The organism is Chryseobacterium hagamense, from assembly GCF_007991455.1.
Lineage (GTDB): Bacteria > Bacteroidota > Bacteroidia > Flavobacteriales > Weeksellaceae > Chryseobacterium > Chryseobacterium hagamense.
On sequence record NZ_BJYJ01000001.1, the window covers coordinates 552695 to 577807 of the forward strand.

The 25113-nt window shown below is 43.3% G+C and carries 22 protein-coding genes; 12 read left to right on the forward strand and 10 right to left on the reverse strand.

The annotated features are described in order from the left end of the window. Positions 1–58: 58 nt before the first annotated feature. From CHA01nite_RS02430 to CHA01nite_RS02440, 3 genes are read left to right on the forward strand one after another with little or no spacing between them, the layout of a single operon-like run. Positions 59–943 carry a lysophospholipid acyltransferase family protein gene (locus CHA01nite_RS02430; RefSeq protein ID WP_146939626.1) on the forward strand — a complete coding sequence of 295 codons (885 nt, stop codon included), beginning with the start codon at positions 59–61 and terminating at the stop codon, positions 941–943. Between the two features lie 6 nt (positions 944–949). Beyond that, a complete protein-coding gene (locus tag CHA01nite_RS02435; protein ID WP_146939627.1) occupies positions 950–1927 on the forward strand; it encodes a glycosyltransferase family 2 protein in 978 nt (325 codons plus the stop codon). 28 nt (positions 1928–1955) lie between these two features. Next, positions 1956–2510, forward strand: a complete 555-nt coding sequence (locus tag CHA01nite_RS02440; protein WP_146939628.1) for a 3'-5' exonuclease — start codon at positions 1956–1958, stop codon at positions 2508–2510. Positions 2511–2957: 447 nt separating this feature from the next. Here CHA01nite_RS02440 and apaG read toward each other — a convergent pair whose 3' ends face one another. From apaG to glgB, 9 genes are all read right to left on the reverse strand, one after another. Then, positions 2958–3347 (reverse strand): Co2+/Mg2+ efflux facilitator ApaG/CorD, encoded by a 390-nt coding sequence (apaG, locus tag CHA01nite_RS02445; RefSeq protein WP_146939629.1) that lies wholly within the window; start codon positions 3345–3347, stop codon positions 2958–2960. An 81-nt stretch (positions 3348–3428) separates the two neighbouring features. Beyond that, positions 3429–4697, reverse strand: coding sequence for a 2-oxoglutarate dehydrogenase complex dihydrolipoyllysine-residue succinyltransferase (gene odhB / locus CHA01nite_RS02450; protein ID WP_146939630.1), 1269 nt, complete (start codon positions 4695–4697; stop codon positions 3429–3431). Positions 4698–4736: 39 nt separating this feature from the next. After that, positions 4737–7550, reverse strand: a complete 2814-nt coding sequence (locus CHA01nite_RS02455) for a 2-oxoglutarate dehydrogenase E1 component (RefSeq protein WP_146939631.1) — start codon at positions 7548–7550, stop codon at positions 4737–4739. Between the two features lie 113 nt (positions 7551–7663). Beyond that, entirely contained in the window at positions 7664–8704 is a 1041-nt protein-coding gene (locus CHA01nite_RS02460) for an SRPBCC domain-containing protein (protein WP_146939632.1), read from the reverse strand. Positions 8705–8809: 105 nt separating this feature from the next. Beyond that, a complete protein-coding gene (locus CHA01nite_RS02465; RefSeq protein WP_146939633.1) occupies positions 8810–10078 on the reverse strand; it encodes a glucose-1-phosphate adenylyltransferase in 1269 nt (422 codons plus the stop codon). Positions 10079–10127: 49 nt separating this feature from the next. Then, the gene (locus CHA01nite_RS02470; protein WP_146939634.1) at positions 10128–10508 is read right to left on the reverse strand and encodes a hypothetical protein; all 381 of its coding nucleotides are present in this window, start codon (positions 10506–10508) and stop codon (positions 10128–10130) included. Between the two features lie 61 nt (positions 10509–10569). Continuing rightward, positions 10570–11976: a glycogen synthase gene (locus CHA01nite_RS02475; RefSeq protein ID WP_146939635.1), complete on the reverse strand. Its 1407-nt coding sequence runs from the start codon at positions 11974–11976 to the stop codon at positions 10570–10572. 25 nt (positions 11977–12001) lie between these two features. Then, positions 12002–12325: a hypothetical protein gene (locus CHA01nite_RS20435; protein WP_170234666.1), complete on the reverse strand. Its 324-nt coding sequence runs from the start codon at positions 12323–12325 to the stop codon at positions 12002–12004. Between the two features lie 202 nt (positions 12326–12527). After that, complete coding sequence (glgB, locus tag CHA01nite_RS02485; protein ID WP_146939637.1) at positions 12528–14519, reverse strand: 1,4-alpha-glucan branching protein GlgB; 1992 nt, start codon at positions 14517–14519, stop codon at positions 12528–12530. Between the two features lie 217 nt (positions 14520–14736). On the opposite strand from glgB, the gene CHA01nite_RS02490 reads away from it, so the two are divergent. The 9 genes from CHA01nite_RS02490 (at position 14737) to CHA01nite_RS02530 (ending at position 24243) form a co-directional block, all read left to right on the forward strand. Beyond that, on the forward strand, positions 14737–15858 hold the full coding sequence (locus CHA01nite_RS02490) for an alpha/beta hydrolase (protein WP_146939638.1): 1122 nt from the start codon (positions 14737–14739) through the stop codon (positions 15856–15858). Between the two features lie 3 nt (positions 15859–15861). Continuing rightward, a complete protein-coding gene (locus CHA01nite_RS02495) occupies positions 15862–17277 on the forward strand; it encodes a M17 family metallopeptidase (RefSeq protein ID WP_146939639.1) in 1416 nt (471 codons plus the stop codon). A gap of 138 nt (positions 17278–17415) precedes the next feature. Then, entirely contained in the window at positions 17416–18627 is a 1212-nt protein-coding gene (locus CHA01nite_RS02500) for an ATP-grasp domain-containing protein (RefSeq protein WP_146939640.1), read from the forward strand. 126 nt (positions 18628–18753) lie between these two features. Further along, the gene (locus CHA01nite_RS02505) at positions 18754–19467 is read left to right on the forward strand and encodes an alpha/beta hydrolase-fold protein (protein ID WP_146939641.1); all 714 of its coding nucleotides are present in this window, start codon (positions 18754–18756) and stop codon (positions 19465–19467) included. 188 nt (positions 19468–19655) lie between these two features. Then, positions 19656–20609 carry an ATP-grasp domain-containing protein gene (locus tag CHA01nite_RS02510; RefSeq protein WP_146939642.1) on the forward strand — a complete coding sequence of 318 codons (954 nt, stop codon included), beginning with the start codon at positions 19656–19658 and terminating at the stop codon, positions 20607–20609. A 22-nt stretch (positions 20610–20631) separates the two neighbouring features. After that, on the forward strand, positions 20632–21750 hold the full coding sequence (locus CHA01nite_RS02515) for a carboxylate-amine ligase (protein WP_146939643.1): 1119 nt from the start codon (positions 20632–20634) through the stop codon (positions 21748–21750). 31 nt (positions 21751–21781) lie between these two features. Then, on the forward strand, positions 21782–22615 hold the full coding sequence (locus CHA01nite_RS02520; RefSeq protein ID WP_146939644.1) for a type 1 glutamine amidotransferase: 834 nt from the start codon (positions 21782–21784) through the stop codon (positions 22613–22615). 35 nt (positions 22616–22650) lie between these two features. Further along, positions 22651–23871: a hypothetical protein gene (locus tag CHA01nite_RS02525; RefSeq protein WP_228458320.1), complete on the forward strand. Its 1221-nt coding sequence runs from the start codon at positions 22651–22653 to the stop codon at positions 23869–23871. An 18-nt stretch (positions 23872–23889) separates the two neighbouring features. Continuing rightward, entirely contained in the window at positions 23890–24243 is a 354-nt protein-coding gene (locus tag CHA01nite_RS02530) for a hypothetical protein (RefSeq protein WP_146939646.1), read from the forward strand. A 45-nt stretch (positions 24244–24288) separates the two neighbouring features. Here the strand turns inward: CHA01nite_RS02530 and CHA01nite_RS02535 are convergent, their stop codons facing one another. After that, the gene (locus tag CHA01nite_RS02535; RefSeq protein WP_170234667.1) at positions 24289–25062 is read right to left on the reverse strand and encodes a hypothetical protein; all 774 of its coding nucleotides are present in this window, start codon (positions 25060–25062) and stop codon (positions 24289–24291) included. Positions 25063–25113 lie beyond the last annotated feature (51 nt).

Sequence of the window (25113 nt, forward strand, 5' to 3'; positions counted from 1 at the left end):
TACTTACCGCCATCAAAAATACCAGTCTAATTTTATTATTCGTAAATTTGTCCGTTTTATGAATTTTCTAATTAAAATATTAAATCTCCTGTCCAAACTTCCGTTGAAGATTCTGTATGTATTTTCAGATATTATTTTCTTTCTGAATTATTACATTGTCGCTTACAGGGAGAAAGTGATTACCGACAATCTGATGAAATCTTTCCCTGAGAAATCCCCGGAAGAAATCAGGCAGATTAAAAAGAAGTTTTACCTTAACTTTTCCGACTATCTGGTAGAAACCGTAAAATCATTTACGATTTCCGAAACAGAATCCCGCGTGAGGATGCAGCATATCAACCAGCAGGTTTTTCATGATGCCAGAGCGGAAGGTAAAAATGTGATTATGCTGGCAGGACATGTGTTCAACTGGGAATGGATCAATGCTATGGCTAAATTTATTCCGCAGGATCATTGCCACCCGGTATACCGGAAAGTAAACAATGATTTCTGGGAAAACCAGATGAGGAAGGTCCGCAGCCGTTTCGGAAATGAACCCCTGGAAGCCAACGAAGTGATTCTTAATATTTTCAGATCCAAAAACGACGGAAATTCCGTCTATATGTTTGTTGCCGACCAGACACCGCATTTCTCGCATGTCACCTACGGCCTGGAATTTTTGAATCAGAAAACGCCGGCTTTTATCGGTTACGATAAACTCGCCACCAGAATGGATCTTGCTTTCATCTACTGTGAAATGAAGAAGGTAAAACGCGGCTACTACCAGGTCAACTATCACCGGATTTATCCCGATGGGGAAAAGTTTACGGAAAATGAAGTAGTGAAAAAATTCCATAAACTCCTGGAAAACACGTTGCATAAACGTCCCGACAATTACCTTTGGTCACACCGGAAATGGAAATATCAGGACTCTATTAAAAAATTTGATTCAGTAAAAATATAGCTTCTCATGCCGAAAAAATTAGCGGTTGCCATTTTAAACTGGAACGGGAAAAGCTGGCTCGAAAAATTTCTTCCGGGTGTCGTAGAATTTTCCCGGAATGCAGATATTTACGTCATTGATAACTTTTCCACCGATGATTCTGTAGCATTTCTGCGTGCGCATTTTCCATCGGTTGAAATCATTAAGAACGATAAAAATTATGGTTTTGCAGGAGGATACAATCAGGGACTCGGACAGATCGGCCATGAATTCTATTGCCTGCTCAATTCGGATGTGGAAGTAACGGCCAACTGGACGGAACCTGTTCTTGAATTGTTCGAAAAAGACCCTTCCATTGCAGCCATTCAGCCTAAAATTTTAGCGTACGACCGTAAAAATTATTTTGAGTTCGCAGGAGCGGCAGGCGGACTGATTGATAATGTGGGATATCCTTACTGCAGGGGAAGGATGTTTGACGAAGTAGAGGAAGACCGCGGCCAGTATGATGACGAATCCGAGATCTTCTGGGCATCCGGATGCTGCCTTTTTATCCGTTCTAAGGATTTCTGGGACCAGAAAGGCTTTGATGAGCGCTTTTTTGCCCATCAGGAAGAAATCGATCTCTGCTGGAGGCTCATCAATTCAGGCAGGAAGATTTTTTACACCTGGAAATCCAAAGTCTATCACGTCGGCGGCGGTACGCTGAATAAGCAAAGCCCCAAAAAGACATTTTTAAACATCCGGAATAACCTGTCCATGGTATTAAAGAATGCGCCTTTCCCAAGGCTGACCGGCATTATTTTTCTGAGATTGTGCCTGGACGGGATTGCAGGAGTTTATTTTGGAATAAAGCTGGGGTTTCCCCATTTTGTAGCTGTCTTAAAAGCACATTTCAGCTTTTACGGATCTGCAGAAGGTAGTTGGAAACGCAGACAGCAACATCAGAAAAAGAAATTTTACCAGACGGAATGGATTATTTTCAAGCATTTTCTGGGAAAAAAATAAGGATTATTTTAGATTAAAATTAAAGAATATGGATTTTTGTGCCATTGATTTCGAGACAGCGACCCATGAGAGAAATTCTGCCTGTGAGCTGGGGGTATGTGTTGTTCAGGATTCCAGGATTGTTGAGACCAAAACCTGGCTCATCAAACCGCCCAGCTTTCCGTATTTCAGCCCTTTTAACATTGACGTTCACGGAATTCTTCCGGATGATGTAAAAGATGCGCCTACTTTTGATGAAATCTGGTATGAGGTGGAAGAAATGATGTATGGGACGCTGATGATTGCTCACAACGCCGGTTTTGACGCAGGTGTACTACGCGGATGCCTGAATCATTACGGAATGTTTACGCCTAAACTGAATTATTTATGCAGCATCCAGCTGGCTAAAAAATCATGGGACTACCTGCCAAAATATGGACTGAAACCTTTGGCGGAATATCATCAGATCAGTTTTAACCATCACCGTGCCGGTGCCGATGCCGAAGTCTGTGCCAAGATCTCTCTGCTGGCTTTTGAGAAACTGTTTCTTACCAGCAATGAAGAAGTATCGGATTTTATGAAACTGAAAATTAAAAAACTGTAATCGGATAGATTTTCATCAATTTACCGTTTAAATCCAAATTAAATCCTGGTCATAAATCAGGCTGGGAGAAGGAAGCTGGATGCCGGAAGTTATTCCTATCAACAATACAATTAAGATATATGAAATTATTTAATCAGGCTTAAAATTTATTTAAAATAATGAATAATCAAGCCGAATTTAAATAATTGATTTGGATAATGATTTTAAAACAATAGATATCAGATTTTGGTTTAGGCTATTAATTAAGGATTAAACGGGAATTTCCTCTGCCGGAATGGCTAAATGTTTAGTTTGATTATTAAGACCTCCGGATCTATTTTTGACAGAAAGTCTTTCCCGCATCCAGCTTCCCTTTTCCAGCCGGTGAACTCCGGTTCTTATTCTAGTTCACGTTAATTTACCACTGACTAAGTGCCACTATATCGGAAATTATCAGGATCCATCTTATCAATTGCTCAGCACTTCCGACAGCAAATTGAATTTCGGGATATCGATCTCAAAATTTTCCTGGGTATCCATGTTTCTGACGAGGTATTTCCCACTCATATTCCCTACTCCGGACCGTAGCATCACATTGGAAAAATAAGTGAAATTTTCACCCACGGCGATCTCCGGTGTAAGACCGATTACTCCATCGCCGGTTATTTCAGTATATCCGAAGCCGACATCAAAAATCAGCCATTTTCTTTTAATGACTTTTATCGGAAAACTGCCGTCGTTTTCAATCGTGATATGGTATTTGAAAACGTGTCTGTTTTCAGAAGGGTAACTATTTTTGCTATCATATTCAGGAACGACTGAAACTTTGATATTGGAGGTCATTTTTGAGAACATCATCTTAGTATTTGATAGATAGGATACAAAAATCCCGCCCTTTTGAGGCGAGATCTTAAATTTATAGGAGATTGTCTTTTAATCTTACAATCCGAGACCTTTTCTTTCGTCTCCGTTCATCAGTATTCCAACAGGGTTGTCGATTGCTTCTTTTACTGCTACCAGGAATCCTACGGACTCTTTTCCGTCGATAATTCTGTGGTCATAGGACATCGCTACATACATCATCGGGCGGATAACCACCTGTCCGTCTACCGCAACCGGTCTCTGGATGATATTGTGCATTCCCAGGATCGCAGATTGTGGCGGATTGATGATCGGGGTAGACAACATTGAACCGAAAGTACCGCCATTGGTGATGGTGAAGGTACCACCCGTCATTTCATCAACGGTAATTTTTCCGTCTCTTACTTTGATCGCCAGGTCTTTGATGTTGGCTTCAACGCTTGCAAAAGACATGTTCTCAGCATTTCTCAATACCGGAACCATCAATCCTTTAGGTCCTGAAACCGCAATTGAAATATCGCAGAAATCATAGTTCACTTTGAAGTCCCCGTCGATGGAGGCATTTACATCCGGATACATCTGCAATGCTCTGGTTACGGCTTTCGTAAAGAAAGACATGAAACCAAGGCCTACCCCATGTCTCTGGGCGAATTCTTCTTTATATTGCTTTCTTAATCTGAAGATCTCGGACATATCCACCTCATTGAAAGTGGTCAGCATTGCGGTTTCGTTTTTCACGGAAACCAGTCTCTGCGCGATTTTTCTTCTAAGAACTGAAAGTTTTGTGGTGGTCGTGGAACGGGAACCTGTAGCCGTTACCGCATTTCCTCCCATTGCAGGAACAGCGGCCAGTTCAGCGTCAGATTTCGTTACTCTTCCGTCTCTCCCGCTTCCGGAAACCTGCGAAGCATCCATGCCTTTTTCATCAAGGATCTTCTTAGCTGCCGGAGACGGCGCTCCTGTAGCATAGGTTTGCGTGGCAGCGGCTGCCGGAGCAGTTTGTGCAGCAGGTTTAGGAGCTTCCTGTGGCGCAGGCTGGGCTGCTTTCGGAGCCTCTTCCTGTTTTGGCGCTTCCGCGGCAGGAGCTTCACCTCCGGCAGGTTTTGCAGCATCCATATCGATCAGGCAAACCACTTGTCCTACCTGTACCACATCTCCCTCTTCAGCTTTTAAAGTGATGATCCCACTTTGTTCAGCAGGCAATTCAAGAGTGGCTTTGTCTGAATCCACTTCAGCAATGGGCTGGTCTTTTTCCACATAATCCCCATCTTTTACAAGCCAGGTTGCAATTTCAACTTCTGTAATGGATTCGCCCGGTGAAGGAACTTTCATTTCTAAAACTGACATATCGTATTTTTTATTTTTTTATTGATTATTATTTTTTAATTAAGCGGTTACGGGTCTTTTTGCCGGCGTGTCGTTTCTGTCGAACACTCTGTTGATTACGTTATTCTGGTTTTTCTCAAACATCTTGTGGCTTCCCGGAGCCGGAGCACCGCTTGGTACCGGCGCGATCACCTGGATTCCCGTATCCCTGAAGTTTCTCAGGATGTAAGACCAGGCCCCCATGTTTTCAGGTTCTTCCTGAGCCCATACGATTTCTTTGCGGTTGGAGTATTTTTCAAAGATGGCTTCAATGGCGTCTGTCTGAAGAGGATACAGTTGCTCGAATCTTACCAGGGCGATATTTTCGGCATTCAGTTCTTCTTTTTTAGCCAGCAATTCGAAATAAAGCTTCCCTGAGCAAAGCACCAGTTTTTCAATTTTTGAAGGATCGGCATTCGGATCGTCAAGGATCGGCCTGAAACTTCCGGTTGCAAAATCTTCAAGCGGAGAAACCACTTTCGGATGTCTTAACAGCGATTTCGGACTCATCACGATCAACGGTTTTCTGAATGCCCATTTCAGCTGCCTTCTCAACAGGTGGAAATAGTTGGCCGGAGAAGTGATATTGGCAACCACCATATTTTCGTTCGCACAAAGCGTCAGGAATCTCTCAAGCCTTGCTGAAGAATGTTCTGCCCCCTGTCCTTCCGAACCGTGAGGCAACAGCATTACCAGACCGTCCTGGATCTTCCATTTTTCTTCTGCCGCCGCCAGATACTGGTCAACAATAATCTGGGCGCCGTTTACGAAATCCCCGAACTGCGCTTCCCAGATGGTCAAGGTGTTCGGCGAAGCCATGGCATATCCGTAATCGAAACCTAAAACCCCGTATTCGGAAAGATGGGAGTTATAGACATCGAATCTGCTTTCGGAGATCTGTCTCAACGGGATATATTCTTCTTCGGTATCTTCGGTTTTTACAACAGCATGTCGGTGGGAGAACGTTCCTCTTTCCACGTCTTCACCGGAAATTCTTACGTTGTGCCCTTCTACCAGCAAGGTTGCATACGCCAGCCATTCTCCAAGAGCCCAGTCTAAAGAATTGCCTTCGATGGCTTTGATTCTGTTTTCAAAAAGTCTCGTGATTTTATTCAGGAATTTTTTATCTGCCGGAAGCGTAGACATTTTAAGCGCCAGCGCCTTCAGTTTTTCAAGATCGAATTTCGTGTCCACCGCATCCTGAACCGCTCCTCTTCTGGCAATCGGGTAATTGGTCCAGTCATCGGCCATGAAAACATCCATTACGTTTTTCTCGATTTCTTTGGATGCATCGAAATCTTTATCCAGAAGTGCCTTGAATTCGGTTTCCATTTTAGCGATCACATCATTGGAAGTCACGTTATCTTTCAACAACTGATCTTTATAGATTTCTCTTGGGTTCGGGTGCTTGGAAATGGTCTTATACAGATTAGGCTGTGTGAATCTCGGTTCATCCCCTTCGTTGTGACCGTATTTTCTGTAACCCAGTAAATCAATGTACACATCTTTACCGAATTTCGCCCTGAAATCGGCGGCGAAATGAATCGCGTGAACCACTGCTTCCGCATCATCCGCATTCACATGCATTACGGGAGATTCCGTAACTTTTGCAACGTCGGTACAGTAAGTAGAAGATCTGGCGTCCATGTAATTGGTGGTAAAGGATACCTGGTTGTTCACCACAATATGAACGGTTCCTCCTGTTCTGTATCCTTCCAGCGTCATCATCTGGGCCACTTCATAAGCAATACCCTGACCTGCCAAGGCACCATCACCATGAATGATGATCGGTAAAACCTTAGAATAGTCTTTGTACTTATCGTCCACTTTCGCACGGCAGATGCCTTCCACAAGCGCAGCTACCGTCTCAAGATGGGACGGGTTAGGCGTTAAATTAATCGAAACTTCCTCTCCGGAAGCCGTTTTGATCTTTTTGGATGAACCCAGGTGATATTTAACATCTCCTGAAAATACGTCTTCTTCAAATTCTTTCCCTTCAAATTCCGAAAAGATCTGCTTGTAGGATTTCCCGAAAATATTGGTCAGCACGTTCAGTCTTCCTCTGTGGGCCATTCCTAAAACCACTTCATCCACCCCTAACTGGGAAGATCTGGTGATCAGCTGATCCAAAGCCGGAATAAGGGTTTCCCCACCTTCCAGAGAGAATCTTTTCTGTCCTACAAACTTGGTATGAAGATAATTTTCAAACGCTACCGCCTGATTTAATTTTAGTAAAATTTCAGTTTTTTCATTCGCTGAAAGGCTCGGATGGTTTTCATTCACCTGAAGCCACTGCTTGATGTAATCCTTTTCCTCAACGTTGTTGATGTGCATGTATTCTACGCCGATGGAATCGCAGTAAATGTTTTCCAGGTGGGTAATCAGTTCCTGTAGGGTAGCAGGCCCTTTCATTCCCGTTTCAACCGCACAGTTGAATTTGGTATTTAAATCCGATCTATCCAGACCGAAATTTTCGATGTCCAGCGTCGGGGTATAATGCCTTCTTTCTCTGACAGGATTGGTTTTTGTAAACAAATGGCCTCTGGTCCTGTACGCCTCAATCAGGTTGACTACCTTAAATTCCTTTTTGATGTGTTCCGGAACCTCACCGTTGGATGCAGCCTGTGTCGCCTGCTGTACTACAGGAGCTGAAGCGGCCGGAGCCTGAACATATTGAACGTTATCTTCGTCCCCGTAGTTCTCCAAAGCAAAATCGAAGCCCTGAAAAAAGGCTTTCCATGATGGTTCTAAAGAGTCCGGATATTTTAAGTACTGTTGGTATAAATCCTCAATCAACTGAGAATGAGCTGCGTTTAGGAATGAAAATCTGTCCATTATTACAGTTTATCTGTTATTAAAATTTGTTTGTCGAATTAAGCTTCAAATTTAATAAAAAAAACCGACTTGGAACAGCCTTTAAACTATTAAAAAAAGTATAAAATGATTTATTACTTAAATACTGATAATGAGAGTTTCATATTGACATCCTGGTCTTCTGTAGGGCGTTCGATGAAAGTCTGACGGATATCATTAAAACGCATCTCGTCTTTCCTGGCTTTCTGAATTAATTGCTGTATCGCCTTCACTCTTCCGGTATAATTTCCTTTGTAATACATCACATAGTTCTGCGCCGGATTAAGCGTCCTGAAACTGAAATTGTTATCGGTAACCCCAAACTTTTTAGACAACGGAATCCCCAGGAAATAAGAGACTTCCTTGTCTTTATAATTATCGGCATCGGTCACCAGGACCGGATAGCCGAACTCATCATCTTTTTTGCCGAGATCCATCGTGGTATAATTATAAATTTTGTTATAATTCATCACGATATTTTTATACAATGCGTCTTTTTTGTTGGAAGCACTCACATTGATTCCCAGCAAAAGCTTTTCTTCCTCATTTTCAACCATAATGCTGTCGTATTTGATGGCTGCCATCTGGTTGTCCTTCTCCACTTTATTGCCGAGGACATTCTTCAGGTTGGCCATGCTTTTGTCGATATTCTCAGCAAAGCGGTCTTCCGTCCAGAAGTTTTCCACCCTCCGCAAAACGGATAGCTTGGGCGTGTGCACCACCCAAGTAATCTTGGTTTTTTCAGAAGACAGGGCTTTGAATTTAACGTCCACCACGGTCGGGCTTTCGTTCCGGTCTTCGAACAGCTGGTACCTGAGTGATTTATTCGGGTTTTCATACCGGATGAACATCTCCCCGTCGGTATCGTTTTTGGGATCTGCATAGCTGATCGAACTTCCCTGTCCTTCATAAGGGGTATAATAATCGATATCGATCGTTTTGGAACTGGTAAAGAAATTGTTCCAGCGCGTAAAATGCTGCAGGCTGTTGAATTGTGAAAAGACTTTTTCCAAAGGGTAATCGATCTCTTTTTCTATTTTGAAATCTTTATTTTCATCGACAAAATAGTACATCGAAGCCGCATAGGCCCCGACCAGCAAAATAACAAATACCGCTATGATCTTAAAAAAACGCATGACACAAATGTATTGAAAATAACAAGAGTGACCAATATGGCGGCCACTCTGTTTTTGAAATTATTTCAAGGACTAAAAGCAAACTGGTAATGAATATCAATCCTTTTATCCGATATGCGTTCCCGATCTCAATACGGCGCCTTTCTTCACGACGATAATTCCGTCCTGAACCGAGTGCGTTCCGTAATCACCGTCCGGAAGATGCTTCCCTCCGATGATCCTTACATTGTCACCGATATGACAGTTTTTATCTAAGATGGCCTTTTCGATATAGCAATATTTGCCGATTCCCATATTCGGATAGCCGTTGTTATCGTTTTCATTGATTTCTGCCGTACCCTGGTAAAAATCCGAACCCATTACATAAGAGTTAACGATCGTACTTCCTTTGTCGATCCTCGTACGGTTTCCGATTACTGAATTTTCAATTTTATCTGCCATGATAATACATCCGTCTCCGAAAACGGCTTTGCTTACATAGGAACCGTTGATTTTTGACGGCGGAAGCATTCTGGCTCTGGTGTAGATCGGTGAAGAGGAAAACAGGTTGAACTGAGGAAAGTCCTGGCACAGGTCCAGGTTGGCCTCGTAAAATGATTCGATGGTTCCGATATCCGTCCAGTACCCTTCGTACTGATAGCTTAAAGTGGTGTATTTACCGATTGAATTCGGGATGATGTCCTTGCCGAAATCATCTCCAGCCCCTTCATCAAACATCTTTTTAAGGATGCTCTTTGTAAAGATGTAGATTCCCATCGAAGCAAGATACTCTTTTCCGGCACTTTTATTTTCGTCGGAAACTTCCGATTTCAGGCCGTCCAGCATGTCGTAACCCGGCTTTTCAACGAAGGAAGTGATATTCCCCTCATCATCCGAACTCAGGATCCCGAATCCGGTAGCATCTTTTGCGTTAACAGGAATTGTAGCTATAGTTACATCACCGCCTTTTTCGATATGGAAATCCAGCATTTCCTTGAAATCCATCTGGTACAGCTGATCTCCTGAAAGAATCAGGATGTACTCGTAATCGTACTTTTCCAAATGCTTCATCGACTGGCGTACGGCATCGGCCGTTCCCTGGTACCAGCTTTCGTTTTCTACATTCTGTTCCGCTGCCAGGATATCTACGAATCCTTTACTGAAAATATCAAAGTGAAAAGAGTTTTTAATATGTGAATTCAGTGAAGCTGAATTGAACTGCGTTAAAACCAAGATTTTATTCATTCCTGAATTCAGGCAGTTGGAAATAGGAATATCAACCAAACGGTATTTCCCGGCGATTGGTACGGCCGGCTTGGACCTTGAATAGGTAAGAGGGAATAATCTGGTTCCTCTTCCGCCTCCTAAAACAATGGATATTACATTGCGATTCATATGTACATTTATTTTTTATTCTTAATTACCTAATTTTTAAGCGCATCAACTATTCCTTATCGGCTGCGGCTATTTCCGACTCCAGCGTATTGATCTCCTGCTGAAACTTCTGCCTTTCTCGTTTAATGACATCAAGCCATCTCTGTCTTGATTCGATTTTCTTTTCTGCTTTGTCCCGGTCATCTGCTTTGTCCAGGTTGTTTTTCAAACCTTGTATTTCGATTTCCATTTCGGCGATTTTTTTATCGTCCCGGGCCATCAGCTTTTTGAAACCGTCAGCCTGCTTCTGCTTAGGAACGATAAATTTGCTGTGCAGGTGATATGCCGGATCAGACATTCTGCCTACTGTTGCAGCTGTTCGCATTCCTGTGGATAACGACTGATTTCCTGCCGGATTACTTTGTGCAAAAACAGAAACGGATAAGCTCAAAAATCCTAAGTTGAATAAACAATTAAAATTTTTCAATAATTTAGCTATTAGTTATTTATTATTAGTTTTTATATAAATTAATATATTTTTCTGCAGAAGTCTCCCAGGCAAAATCGAAATTCATATTGGCATGAATCAGGTTTTTCATGGCGCCTTTCTGATTATAAATCATCAGTGCCCTGTTCATGGTATGAAGAATATCATCCACCGCCGGGAACGTAAAATTCAGGCCTGCCCCACCTGTCGAAATATCGTTTACCGTATCCCGCAATCCTCCTGTATACCTTACGATCGGAACCGTACCGTATCTCATGGAATACATCTGGTTCAGTCCGCAGGGCTCAACCCTGGATGGCATCAGCAAAAAGTCCGCCGAAGCGTATATTTTATGCGAAAGATGTTCCTTATAGCCGAGATCCAGCGCGAAATTGCTGTAAATATAATCGTATTCCTTCAGCTTATTTTCGATATAGGCATTCCCGGATCCCAGAATCATAAGGTTTAAAGCGCCATGAGTCTGTGTAATACTTCTCCAGACTACATCCGGAAGGAAATCCGCTCCTTTTTCGGTGGCAAATCTTCCGATAAAGGCAAAAAGTGGAAGTTCCGGCCGTAAGCCGTATTCTTTACAGAGCTTTTCCTTATTTTTTTTCTTCAGGGCTACGGCATTTTTACTGTTAAAATTAAAATCCAGCATCGGATCGGTCTCCGGGTTCCAGACCTCCGTATCGATCCCGTTGATAATTCCGTAGGCTTTTCCGAATTCTTCACGTACCAGGCTCTCGAGTCCGCGGAAGCTGATGAAAAGCTCTTCCATATACCCCTGCGAAACCGTAGTAAAAGCATGGGAACATTTAATCATGCTGGCCAGAGGGTTAATCAGTCCTTCCCAATCCAACAGTCCCCATTTATACCGGTCGAACGACGGAAGATAATTGGCCATTTCCCAGCTCATCATGCCCTGGTATTCTCCGTTGTGAATAGTGGCAACGGTTTTCACTCCTTTCAAAAAGGAAAATTCCCAACAGTGTTCTACCATAAAGGGGATCAGTCCCGTATGATAATCGTGGCAGTGCAGGACATCCGGACGGATCTGCATGGCACTGAGCCAGTGAAGCACGCCATGCTGGAAACCGATGAACTGAAAGTTTTCGTCCTGATAACCGTAAGGATTATCACGGTCCAGCAATCCTGGGATTCTTACCATATACAGCTCAAACCCCAAAGCATCCGATTTTTCTTTTAAAACCTGCACCTGCAGCATATTCGGGCCCTGGTGGATGAACCCATCAAAAATGATGTCAAACTCATGGTTATGAACGAAAGATTTGTTGTACCAGGGCATAACAACCTTTGCATCAATTCCTTTAATTTTATTCTGATATTTTGGCAAAGCTCCTACTACATCGGCCAGTCCGCCTACTTTTGCTACCGGATAACATTCCGTGCTGATATGAAATACGGTCATATTTTTCCCTGTCATTTATTGTTTATTATTCTGAGATTTTACTACTTGTTTTTTTACTGTTGAACGGACGCAGTTCAAATACAAAGAAACAGTCCTTTTCTGTGTATTCCTGCTGAACGATAACTGCATAATCGTCTGATCTGAATGTCATGCAAGCGTATTGATCAATATCATTCATATTAAATTGAGAAGATTCAGATTCAAAATGCTGGATTTCAAACCCGATGAAATTCATCCCATCTTTCGAATCATCCTTTAAAATTTCAGACGGTGTCTCTTTCACCTGCTTTTTAGTGACCGACTGGAATTCAAATCTCTTTGATGCTATAAAACCGTTAATCATTGCCATAGCATCGTTTTTTCCTTTAATAAAGGTAATTTCGTCAATTCTGTTATCAGAAAAGCCAATCTTATACCGGTCAATTTTACAGCTGAAAAAATACAGATTGCCGGTAAACTTTGCTTCGCTGACCGGAGGTTCAATTCCGGCAGCTGAAAAGGATTCTAATGTTTCAGTATCGAAATCAGTTCTTATCACCCTATTTTTAATATCATCGTAGTGGCTTCCCAGTACGTCTTCTACCTGAATCATCTTTCTTATCTTTTGTTTTGCTTGCTTCCTTCCCGTTGTTATTTTTTGCTTTCTTTTTCAAAACCACCCCGGCCAGCGGCGGCAGCCTGATGCTGATCGACTTCTGATGTCCTTTGTATTCTTCAGCATCTTCCCTGAAAATATCGGGTTGAACACCACTGCCGGCATATTTTTCGTCATCGGAATTGAAAATGACTTCCCATTGGCTTCCGGCAGCAACGCCGATTTTATAATCCAAAACCCTTGGTGTTAAATTAAGGATAACCATAAGGACATCTTCTTCTTTTTTTCCTTTTCTTAAATAAATATATACCGAGTTATCCGTATCATCCGCTTCCACCCATTCAAAACCTTCCGGGCTGAACTGGGTTTCATAAAACGCCGTTTCATTGCGGTAGAGATGGTTTAGATCCTTAACCGCTGTCTGCAATCCTTTATGAACAGGAAAGTTGAGCAGATGCCAGTCGAGGCTTTTCCTGAAATTCCATTCGCTCGTTTGTCCGAACTCATCCCCCATGAAAAGCAGCTTTGCCCCCGGATGCGTAAACATATAAACGTACAGTGCCCGGAGATTGGCAAATTTCTGCCATTCGTCACCTTTCATCTTATAAATCAGGCTTGCTTTTCCATGCACCACTTCGTCGTGTGACAGCGGCATCATGTAGTTTTCATTGTACATATACATCGAAGCAAAGGTCAGCTTATGGTGAAGGAATTTCCTGTTGACAGTGTCTTCCTTAAAATAAGCCAGCGTATCGTGCATCCAGCCCATCATCCACTTCATCCCGAAACCCACGCCGCCGTCATGAACGGGCTTGGTCAGCATCGGGAAGTCGGAGCTTTCTTCCGCAATGGTAATGATGTTGTCGCCGAATTCTTTATATACTGCAGTATTGAATTCCTGTAAAAACGTTTTGGCTTCCAGGTTGACGTTTCCGCCGTAGATATTGGGTTCCCACTCGCCTTCATTCCGGGAATAATCCAGATGGAGCATGGAAGTTACCGCATCCACCCTTAATCCGTCGGCATGGTACCTTTCCAGCCAGAACATGGCATTGGAAATCAGAAAAGATTTCACTTCGTTTCTTCCGTAGTTAAAAATGTAGGATTTCCAGTCGGGATGAAAGCCTTTCCGCGGATCTTCGTGTTCATACAGGTAAGAGCCGTCGAACTGGTGAAGGCCATTGGCATCCCCTGGGAAATGCGAAGGCACCCAGTCTAAAATCACACCGATGCCGCTCCGGTGAAGCTCATCGATCAGGAACATCAGATCCTGCGGCGAGCCGAAGCGTGAAGTGGCTGCATAAAAACCCGTAATCTGATAGCCCCAGCTGGGATCATACGGATATTCCATCAAAGGCATAAATTCGACGTGGGTAAACCCCATCTCCCTGATATAGGGAATAAGCTTAACGGCAATATCCCGGTAATTCAGAAATTTCTCCGGATGATGTTCGTCCCGCACCCAGGATCCGAGATGCATTTCATACACGGAAACAGGCGCTTTCAGGGTATTTTTCTGCCATCGGCTTTGCATCCATTCTTTGTCCTGCCATTCGTACCAGGTGGTGGAAACCAGCGAGGCCGCCTGGAGATTCTGTTCCCAGCTTAAAGCATACGGGTCGCTTTTTTCCAGAATTTCACCGCGGTGGGTTTCAATGGCATATTTGTATAAGGTTCCCCAGGTAAGGCCGGCGATAAAGCCTTCCCAGATTCCCGAGCCGTCCCAACGGGGAAATAAAGCATGACCGTCCTGATTCCAGCCGTTGAAGTTCCCGATTACCGAAACTTTGCTGGCATTGGGGGCCCAAACGGAGAAGTAAACGCCCTTAACCCCGTCTTTTTCTACAGAGTGCGCTCCGAACCTGTCGTAGAGCTTATAATGCTTACCTTCCCTGAAAAGATAAATGTCCTGATCTGTGAAAAGAGTGTACGTTTTAACCGAATTCATTACGGTCTTCATTTTAATTTTATATTTTTTGAAACTACGGAAAATACCGGTAACCTATATTAATTATGAGTAAATTAATTATTATGTTAGCCGGCTCATGTTGCTAGTTTCTACCAAATATAAAGCTTTTCGGCCAGTAATACCATGATTCGGGAAATTATTTGCCATAAAAAGATTTTTTATAAATTTATCCCTTCAAAATTTAGTAAAGACACTGATGAAGTTTGAACTTTGTACTACAGAACCGGATGAGAGAATTATTTATATTACCGGAAATTTTAACCGCTGGAATCCCAGAGATCAGCGGTTCCGGCTTACCCGGGACGATAACCGGCACTATTCCATTGAAATTGACGACCAGCTGCTGCCCGGGCTCGTGGAATACAAGTTCACCAAAGGCGGCTGGGAAAACGTGGAGCTGGACGGATACGGAAATATTACCCCAAACCGGAAAGCATTGAAATCTTCAGGCACCGCAACGGACACCGTAGAAAAATGGAGGCTGAACTGGGGGCCCTTCAAGGACGAGTATTTTCCGATCGCCGAAATCATTTCGGAGAAATTCTACATCCCTCAGCTTGACCGGTACCGTAAAATATGGGTGCTGCTGCCTTATGATTATTACGATTCCGACAAGAACTATCCGGTGCTGTACCTGCAGGACGCCCAGAACCTGTTCAACGAAGGCAGTGATTACGGAAACTGGGAAATCGACAAAAAGCTTTCCGTACTTTCGGAATATGGCCGCGGAGAGGTAATCATCGTCGCTATCGAGCACGGGAGCGAAGACCGGATCAAAGAATATATTTTCGACAACGATCATGTGGCCAATGGCTCCGAAGGAAAAAAATACATCCGTTTCATCACCGATACTTTAAAACCGTTTGTAGACCGGAACTACCGTACCAAAAGAGACCGTGAAAATACCGGAATCGGCGGAAGCTCGCTCGGCGCCCTGATCAGCATTTACAGCGGTTTCCTGTATCCTGAAGTCTATTCCAAGCTTCTGATTTTTTCGCCCTCGCTTTGGGTGGAACCGAACAATAATTTCCCGATGATGAATTTCAGGGTTCCCTTCAAAACAAAGATCTATCTTTATGGCGGCGGCCAGGAAGGCTCTAAAATGGTAAAAAGGATCCATACCTTTGAAGAGTCCATGAAACGTTGGGAACAGAATGGCCTGTTTGATTTTGAAATCAGGACCAGCATCAACCCGGAAGGCACGCACAGCGAATTTTACTGGTCGCAGGAATTTCCGAGAGCCATCGAATGGCTGTACTACAACAATACCGAAAACCCTGTGGAAGTAAAACCCAAGCAGGACAGCATAAAAAATTAACGTATGAAACTTATCAACAAAAAAAATAAAAACTATACGCAGGTCTTTCATCTTTTTACGGAAGAAGAATGGGCAAAATCCGGCAGGAATTTCCATAAAAACATTTCCACTTTTTTTACCGGGAAGAAGCATGACGTCTTTATTCAGGTCCATGAAGAAGGAACGGTTTATTTTATCGGCCTCGGAAAACTGGGTGTGCAGAGTTTTGAGGTTCAACAGGTGGCCCTGAAATTTTCCCAGACCTACAAAGAAAAAATACAGGCAGTCCCTACACTGGTCCTGGCTGATCTAATGAGTGAAAGACAGTTTGAAGAGTTCATAAAAGGCCTGCTGACCGGGACCTACCACTATCCTTTCGAAAAAACACATGCTTTCTGGAATCCCGGATTCGAACTGCATTTTGAAAATTTAAGCCAGAAAAAGCTAGATCACATCGGTAAAAAAGCGGAAGCCATCAGCAACGGACAGACGGCCTGCCAGGAATGGCTGAACAAACCCGCCAATCTTAAAAAACCGGATATTTTCAGTTTATATCTAAAAAATTTAGCTAAAAAGTACGATATAAAATACACGGTATTCAACAGGAAAAAATGCGAGGAGCTCGGTCTGGGAGCCTACCTTTCCGTGAATCAGGGAAGTGCTTATGACGCGGCATTTACCATCCTTGAATATAAAACCACCGTTAAAAATGCCAGGACTTTCGGGCTGGTTGGAAAATGCGTATTATTTGATACCGGGGGGATTTCCCTGAAAAACCCGGACAACATGCACTACATGAAATCGGATATGGGCGGCGCGACAGCGGTCTTGGGAACTTTAATTTATGCTGCGGAAATGCAGCTCCCGGTGAATATCGTTGCCATTCTTCCCATCACCGACAATGCCATTTCCGAGAAAGCCTTTCTTCCGAGCGACGTCATTACCGCCTACAACGGAAAGACCATCGAAGTGCTGAATACCGATGCGGAAGGAAGAATGATTCTGGCAGACGGACTTTCTTACCTGGCTAAAAATTTTAAAACCGATTTCCTGATTGATCTTGCCACCCTGACGGGAAGCTCCGTACGGATGTTCGGCGATACCTGCGGGGCCTTGTTTTCCAACAGCGAAGAGCTTAAGAATCTCCTTCTTACCACCGGAGACAAGACCAACCAGAAACTTTGGAATTTACCGCTCTGGGACATCTGGAAAGACGACATCCGTTCCGATGTCGCCGATCTCAAAAATATTTCCATGAAACCCATCGGAGACTGTATCGTAGCCGCCAAATTCCTGGAACAGTTTATTGAAAACCATCCGAAGTGGGCCCATCTGGATATTGCCGGCGTTGCCTTCGGAAATGTGGGCTATGCAAAAGAAAAGGCAGCCACCGGATTCGGCGTACAGCTGCTGGCAGATTTAATCGAAAATTATCACTAAAAATTAGTTTATTACAAAAATTCTCTGTATAATTGATAGGATTTTCAAAAGTATACGATATTTTATTTTTTAACATCAAATAATTAAAAAATAAAGATTTTCGCTTTTAAAAATCCATCAAAAAACTAAAAACGTTGTATGGAGGAGAAAACTATAGTGTGCATTTCATGCTATTACAAGGGTTATAATTTCATGAATGAAATGAAAAGACTCGGTAATAAAGTAATCCTGGTAACATCTGAGAATCTCAAAGAGAAAAACTGGCCTTGGCACGCCATCGACGAGATATTTTACATGCCCGAGATCAAACCGTCGGTATGGAACCTCGATCATCTGGTTCAGGGGTTTTCCCATCTGATGCAGACCCGGAAGATCCATGCGGTAATCGCCCTGGATGATTACGATGTGGAAAAAGCTGCCCTTATCCGGGAAACTTTCAGGATTCCCGGGATGGGACAGACTACCCACCGCTATTTCAGAGATAAGCTGGCCATGCGTCAGAAAGCCAAAGATTCCGGTATCAACGTTCCTGAATTTACCGCTGTTTTCAACAATGATGAGGTAAATGCCTTTACCAATCAGGTTCCTGCTCCATGGGTCCTCAAGCCCCGTTCCGAAGCCTCCGCTTCCGGCATTAAAAAACTGACTTCCAGGGAAGATTTGTGGGAGGCCCTGAACAACTTAGGGGAAGAGCGTCACCTTTTTTTACTGGAAAACTTTAAGCCCGGCGATGTCTATCATGTAGACAGCCTTACCTTCAATAAACAAATCGTTTTTACCTCTGCTTCAAAATATCTTGCCCCGCCGATGCAGGTCTCCCATGAAGGCGGCGTTTTCAGGACCAAAACATTAGGGCCCCATTCGGTTGAATATAAGGCGCTGGAAAAGGCCAATGCCCAGGTGCTTTCCAGTTTCGGACTGATGAACGGTGCTACCCATACCGAATTTATCAGAAGCCGGGACAACGGAAAATATTACTTTCTTGAAACTTCCTCACGGGTAGGCGGTGCCCATATTCCCGATCTGGTGGAAGCATCCACCCGGATCAACATCTGGAAAGAATGGGCAAAGATAGAAGACGCACTGCTTCGTGGTAAAAAGTATAAGATCCCGAAACCGACCGGGTATTATTCCGGACTGATCATCGCCCTGATTAAAGATAAAGAACCTGATTATAGTCAGTTTGAATGTGAAGAAGCCGTAAAATTCCTGCCGATTGATTATCATGCGGGCATCGTTTACCGATCAGAGGATGCGGATGTCGTACAGGAAAAACTGGATCAAGCCGCTGAAAAAATCCAGGCTGAAATGCTGAGCATTCTCCCTCCGAAGGATAAGCCTACCTCCTGAATTTTTAAATATTAACAGCAATACGCCGGAAACGGGACAAACCGGTATAATTTCAGGTTTTGCCTTCCGTTTAAATCAAAAGCAGAGATCAAGAGCTGAAAACCTTTTAACTCCAAATAACAAAAAATGCCGAAAATAGAACATACCGATTATTATTCACATATTTTAGGAACAAGCCTCCAAGTTGAGGTCACGGGCCATTACGGCTACCCGATCATCATGTTCCCGACTTCACAGGGGCTTTATACCCAGAACCACGATTTTCAGCTGAACGGAAGCATCAACTGGTTTGTGGAACAGGGAAAAGTAAAACTCTACAACATCCAGACGATCGACAGCCGGAGCTTTTACGATGAAAGCATTCCGCCGCAGGAGAGAATCCGGAATTACGAAAAATATGTACAGTTCCTGATCAGGGAATTCGTGCCTTATATTCAGAAGCTTCATAATACCTACCGTGTAGCCGTAGCCGGCGCAAGTTTCGGAGGATATCATGCTGCCAATTTTGCCTTCCGGTTTCCGGATGTGGTGTCGCATTTATTCTGCCTTTCGGGAGCATTCAGCATCAGGAATTTTATGGACGGCTATTCCGATGATCTGGTATACTTCAATTGCCCCAGGGAATTCGTAAAAAATGACGAAGCCTGGAAATACAAACACCTGCATATCGTGCTGAGCACATCCGATCAGGACATCTGCAGGGATAAAAATGCGGAAATGGCCGAAATCCTGTCATCAAAAGGAATCGATTTCTGGTACGATGAAAAGAAGTGGATCAACCATGACTGGCCGCTCTGGCGAATGGTATTCCCCACTTTTATCGGAGCATTTTTTTCATAAAACTGACTGAACTATAAGCACAAAGAATCTTAATGCGAAGTCCGTAAAGATTTTTTTTCGACTAACTGTCTTTAAGTTTGCCAGGAGATTCTGCTCAGCTAAGCACACAGAGATTAAATTAAAAGATCATCATTAATTCAGATCTCAATCAAAATATTCAATAATTAACAAAAATAAAAAAATACATTATGGCTAAAAAAGTAGGAATTTTGTTCGGGATGGAAGATACGTTTCCCTGGGCATTTATCGATAAAGTGAATGAATTGGGCAGTGGGGAAATCGTTGCCGAACCGGTAAATATCGATAAGCTTGAACAGGGTGCCGATTACGGGTATGCCGTAATTATCGACCGGATTTCGCAGGATGTGCCCTTTTACCGGGCTTACCTGAAAAATGCAGCGCTGAACGGAACGTATGTCATCAATAATCCTTTCTGGTGGAGTGCCGACGAAAAGTTTTTCAATAATGCTCTGATGACGAAACTGGGCATCCCTCTTCCGAAAACCGTCCTTCTCCCTTCTCATGAAAGGCCGACCAACACTTCGGAAACCTCATTCAGAAACCTGCAGTTTCCTCATGACTGGGAATATATTTTCGATTATGTGGGATTCCCGGCGTATATGAAACCTCACGACGGCGGCGGCTGGAGAAATGTTTACCGCGTCGACAGTCCGGAAGACCTATGGGCCAAACTTGGCGAAACGGAGCAATTGGTGATGATGGTACAGGAAGAAATTATTTTCGACGATTATTACCGTGTGTACTGCCTGGGCCAGAAATACGTACACATCATGCCGTACGAACCGAGAAACGAACCTCACCTGAGATATGAAACAACGCATAAAACCGGGGGCAAAGAACTTAAAAAGATTTTGAAAACCATCCATGACTATACGCTTAAAATGAACAGGGCACTGGGCTACGATTTCAACACGGTGGAGTTTGCCGTACGCGACGGAATTCCGTATGCCATTGATTTCTGCAATCCGGCTCCCGATGCCGACCGCAATTCGGTAGGGGAAGAAAACTTTGCCTGGATCGTAGAGCATGCCGCTAAATTAGCCGTTGAAAAAGCGAAAGAATATGTTCCCGGCAAGCCGAACATCTCCTGGGGAACTTTCGTTAAAGATTCTGTAAAATAAGAACCTCTGAAAACACAAAAAAATGCATCAATTTACTATCGGAATCGAAGAAGAATATCAGATCATTGATGTTGAGAGCAGGGACCTGATTTCTCATGTTTCGAAAATCATCGAAGGCGGGAAAGCGGTTTTAAGTGAAAATTTAAAGCACGAAATGCACGAATCCATGATCGAAATGGAAACCGGCATCTGCCAGAATATCCAGGAGGCCAAAGCGGAACTGACGAACCTGAGAAGTCACCTCATAAAAACCGCCCACGAACAGGGACTCCGGGTTTCCGGCGGCGGGACCCATCCTTTTTCCAACTGGGAACACAACACCATTACCAACGGGGAACGGTACAATAAAATCGTGGATGATATGGGCGATGTGGCCCGTGGAAATTTAATCTTCGGTCTTCATGTCCACATCGGAATCCCGAACCGTGAAGAAGGCGTAAGGATCCAGAACGTAATGCGGTATTTTCTGCCGCACGTGTACGCCCTGTCTACCAATTCTCCTTTCTGGATCGGAAGAAATACGGGTTTCAAATCATACCGTCAGGAAATTTTCGTAAAATTCCCGAGAACCGGAATTCCGAGTTTCTTCAATTCCCTGGCAGAGTTCGACAGCTATGTTGATTTGCTGGTAAAAACGGGCACCATTGACAATGCCAAGAAAATCTGGTGGGACCTGCGGGTTCACCCGTTCTACCCTACCATTGAGTTCAGGATCTGCGATATGCCTTTACGGATCGATGAAACCGTATGCCTGGCTGCCATTATGCAATCCCTGGTGGCCAAGATCTACAAACTGCACCAGCAGAACCTGAGCTTCAGAAGTTACCGCAGGCTTTTGCTGAATGAAAATAAATGGAGGGCTTCCAAAAGCGGAATTGATGCCCACCTGATTGATTTCGGGAAAGAAGAATCCGTTCCTTATCCTGATTTGCTAAAAGAGCTGCTTGAATTTATCGACGATGTCGTGGATGATCTGGGATGCCGGAAAGAAGTGGATTATGCCTGGACGATCCTCGAAAACGGAACCGGTGCAGACCGCCAGCTGAAGGTATTTAACGAAACCGGCGACCTTACCAAAGTCGTGGATTATATGATCTCTGAAACGGAATACGGAATCACCCACAGCGAAACGGCTTTATAATATTTCGGTAACTTTGCAAAAATAATGCGGTATGAAAGATATACGAATGGCTTTGCTAGACATGAACAACAATCAGGCAAACCAGGGATTTAAGAATATTAAAGAAATCTCCGAAGCTTTTCAGCAAGGCACGGAAGAACATGTACATATTGAAACATTTGATGTAAGGTTTAAAAATGAAATGCCGGCCATTGCGGATTTCGACATTTTCATTTCCTCAGGCGGGCCGGGTGACCCGCACCGGGAAGGACTGGAATGGGAAGACCGGTTTGCCGCTTTTCTGGACGGAATTTTTGAGCATAATCAATCGGGTGACCGGAAGAAATACCTGTTCCTGATCTGCCATTCTTTCCAGCTGGCCGGCATCCACTGGAAACTCGGAACCATCAACAGAAGGAAGTCCTACTCTTTCGGGGTAATGCCGATTCACAAAACCGAAGAAGGCGAACAGGAGTTTCTGCTTAAAAATTTACCGGATCCCTTCTACGGCGTGGATTCAAGAGCGTTCCAGTTTATTGAGCCCGATTACAATCGTTTTGAAGAATTGGGAATGCATATTGTTGCCATTGAAAAATTCCGGCCTCACATCAACCTGGAAAGAGCGGTAATGGCCGTGCGCTTCTCGGAAGAGATTTTCGGTACCCAGTTTCATCCCGAAGCCAATCCTGCCGGAATGATCGAAAACCTGAAGGTCGAAAAAAACAAAGCCGCCATGATTGAAAATTTCGGGATGGAAAAATACCTGGAAACCATCGACCGGATTGATGATGAAGACAAAATTCTGCTTACGCAGGCACAGATTCTCCCACGATTCCTGGACCACGCGAAAAAGAATCTTCTGAATCAGGCCCGGGCAACCGTTTAATTACAACCAACAGAAATATTCAAAAATCGGGCTCCATGTCCGATTTTTTAAATCACAAAAAGGAAAAGAATATGATCCCAAAATACAGAAAGCAGTTTAATCAGGAATTCTCAAATGAAAAATACGCTCAGCTGAAAGAGATCCTGAAAGAAAAAAGCGGTATCGAGCCCGCATTCAGGATATCGGAAAGCCCGCTGTTCCTGACCAGAGAATTCAAAGCCAAACTTCTGGAGGCCAGCGACAGCATTATCGACCAGATTAAAGCTTTACCGGCAGAAACCTTACGGAAAGCAATCCCGGAAAACTGTCGCGTCCCGAACGACACGCATCAGCCGCATTTTTTCACCATCGATTTCGGAATCTGCAAAAGTGAAAACGGCGAAATAGAGCCACAGCTGATCGAGCTTCAGGCATTTCCTTCCCTCTATGCTTTCCAGAGAACTTTTGAAGATACGTTTTGTGAAGTTTATCCATTCCTTTCGGAAATAAGGAACAAAATGCCGGATGAGACCTTTAAAAATTATTTAAAAGAACTGATTGTAAGTAATGAAGACCCCGAAAATGTCGTCCTTCTTGAAATTTATCCCGAAAAGCAGAAAACCGTAATCGATTTCCTGTTCACGGAACAGCTGCTGGGCATTAAAACGGTTTGCCTGACCAAAATAAAAAAGGAAGGCAAAAAATTATTTTACGACAACGACGGAAAGCGGACTGAAATTAAAAGAATTTACAACCGCGTTATTTTTGATGAGCTCGACAGGATCCCGGATCTGAAAACGGAGTTTGATTTCCGTGAAGAGGTGGATGTAACCTGGGTTACCCATCCGAACTGGTTTTTTAAGATTTCCAAATTCCTGCTGCCGCTTCTGCAGCATCCTTTTGTCCCGAAAAGCTACTTCCTTCATGAATTTCCGGAACATGAAGACCTTGGAGATTTTGTATTGAAACCCCTTTTCTCCTTTGCCGGCAGCGGCGTGAATTTGAATCCGACCCGGGAAATCACTGATGCTATTGAGGACAGGGAAAACTACATCCTGCAACGAAAAGTGCAGTACGAGCCTGTTTTTGAAGATATCAACGGCGATTTTGCCAAAGCGGAGATCAGATTATTGTACATCTGGCGCGAAAAAGATGAACACCCGATCCTTTTGGAAAACCTGGGTAGAATGACCAAAGCCGCCATGGTGAATGTCGACTTCAATAAGAAAGATGCGATCTGGATCGGAAGCTCCAATGCTTTTTTTGCGGAAGAATGATTTTAAAACTGATATACGATGGAAGAAATCTCAGCTTTTCAGGATTTTGAAACAAAAGGAAATTTTATAAGAAATCGACTTATCACTTTATGGAATTACCGCCGTTCATCCTTACAGGTTGCCGGGAATGATTACCACCTGTTAATAATATTCAAGGGAATTGTAGCCTACGGACTCTGGTTCGAGCACAAATGGGCAGTTCAGGCTGCTATTATTGATGCCATCATTGGGATTGGCGTCTGCATCATTATGATGGTGGTTATTCCGTTTACCATTCCGAATGTCAGCTTTACGATAAGACTGGAATTGATCCCGCTGTATTTTTATCTGGTGAAAATGCAGAAAATAAAATCAACCTGGGAAAATCATTAAACACCAAACCTCCGGAAATCCGGAGGTTTTGTTTTATTTTTTATTTCAGGATACCCAATACCTGCTTAAAATATAATACCTGTTTTCATACTCAGTAACAAAACACATATCATACAATGACTCAATCTTTTGAACCGAAGCAATTTCTTTCGCAAAAAGGGTACTGATGAGACCTGAAAGCGTGCGGGCATAATACTCAGACTTGTCTATTGGCTGCTCCCCTGCTCCAAATGCTCTGGCTATGAATTTCAAAAGTTCATCTTTATAATGACTTACCTGAATGAGTGCAGGTTCGCTTATCCTCTTTTCCAGCAGATTATCCAGGGAATCTTTTTTATAAAATTCCAGGCCTTCCCGGTAGGTATCGTCCCAAAACTGTTCGTACAAATACCGATTGATGAATAACAGAGCGCCTTCGATACGGCTTAGTTTATTATCTTCATTAAGCATACTTTTATCATAATCAACAGAAACCGGATACTTTTTCTCTGCGAAATAGCTGACGTTTTCATATGGATCGTTTATTTCCAGATAGTTTCTGAGATCTTTCCGCGAATGATTCATTTCAGCTTCCAGATAAAATTCTCTTCCCGAATTCAAATCATCTCTTCTGATATAACCATCGGCAGCAGCATCAATAATATCAAAATGTTTCGGCATGGCATAGCCGACGGCAAAATTATCATCAGCAATGAGGTAAAACCTTGTTTTGCTCTCATGAAGACCAAATCCTACGACCAGGTAGTCATCCAGGTTTTTATAATTGGAGAGATCTTTTTTAAACCGTACTTTCATTTTTTCGTATTCAATCCTATTCAAAGTTTCGGCGGCACCTGAGATGCCGCCGAAACTTGTTTTATATCCTGTTTT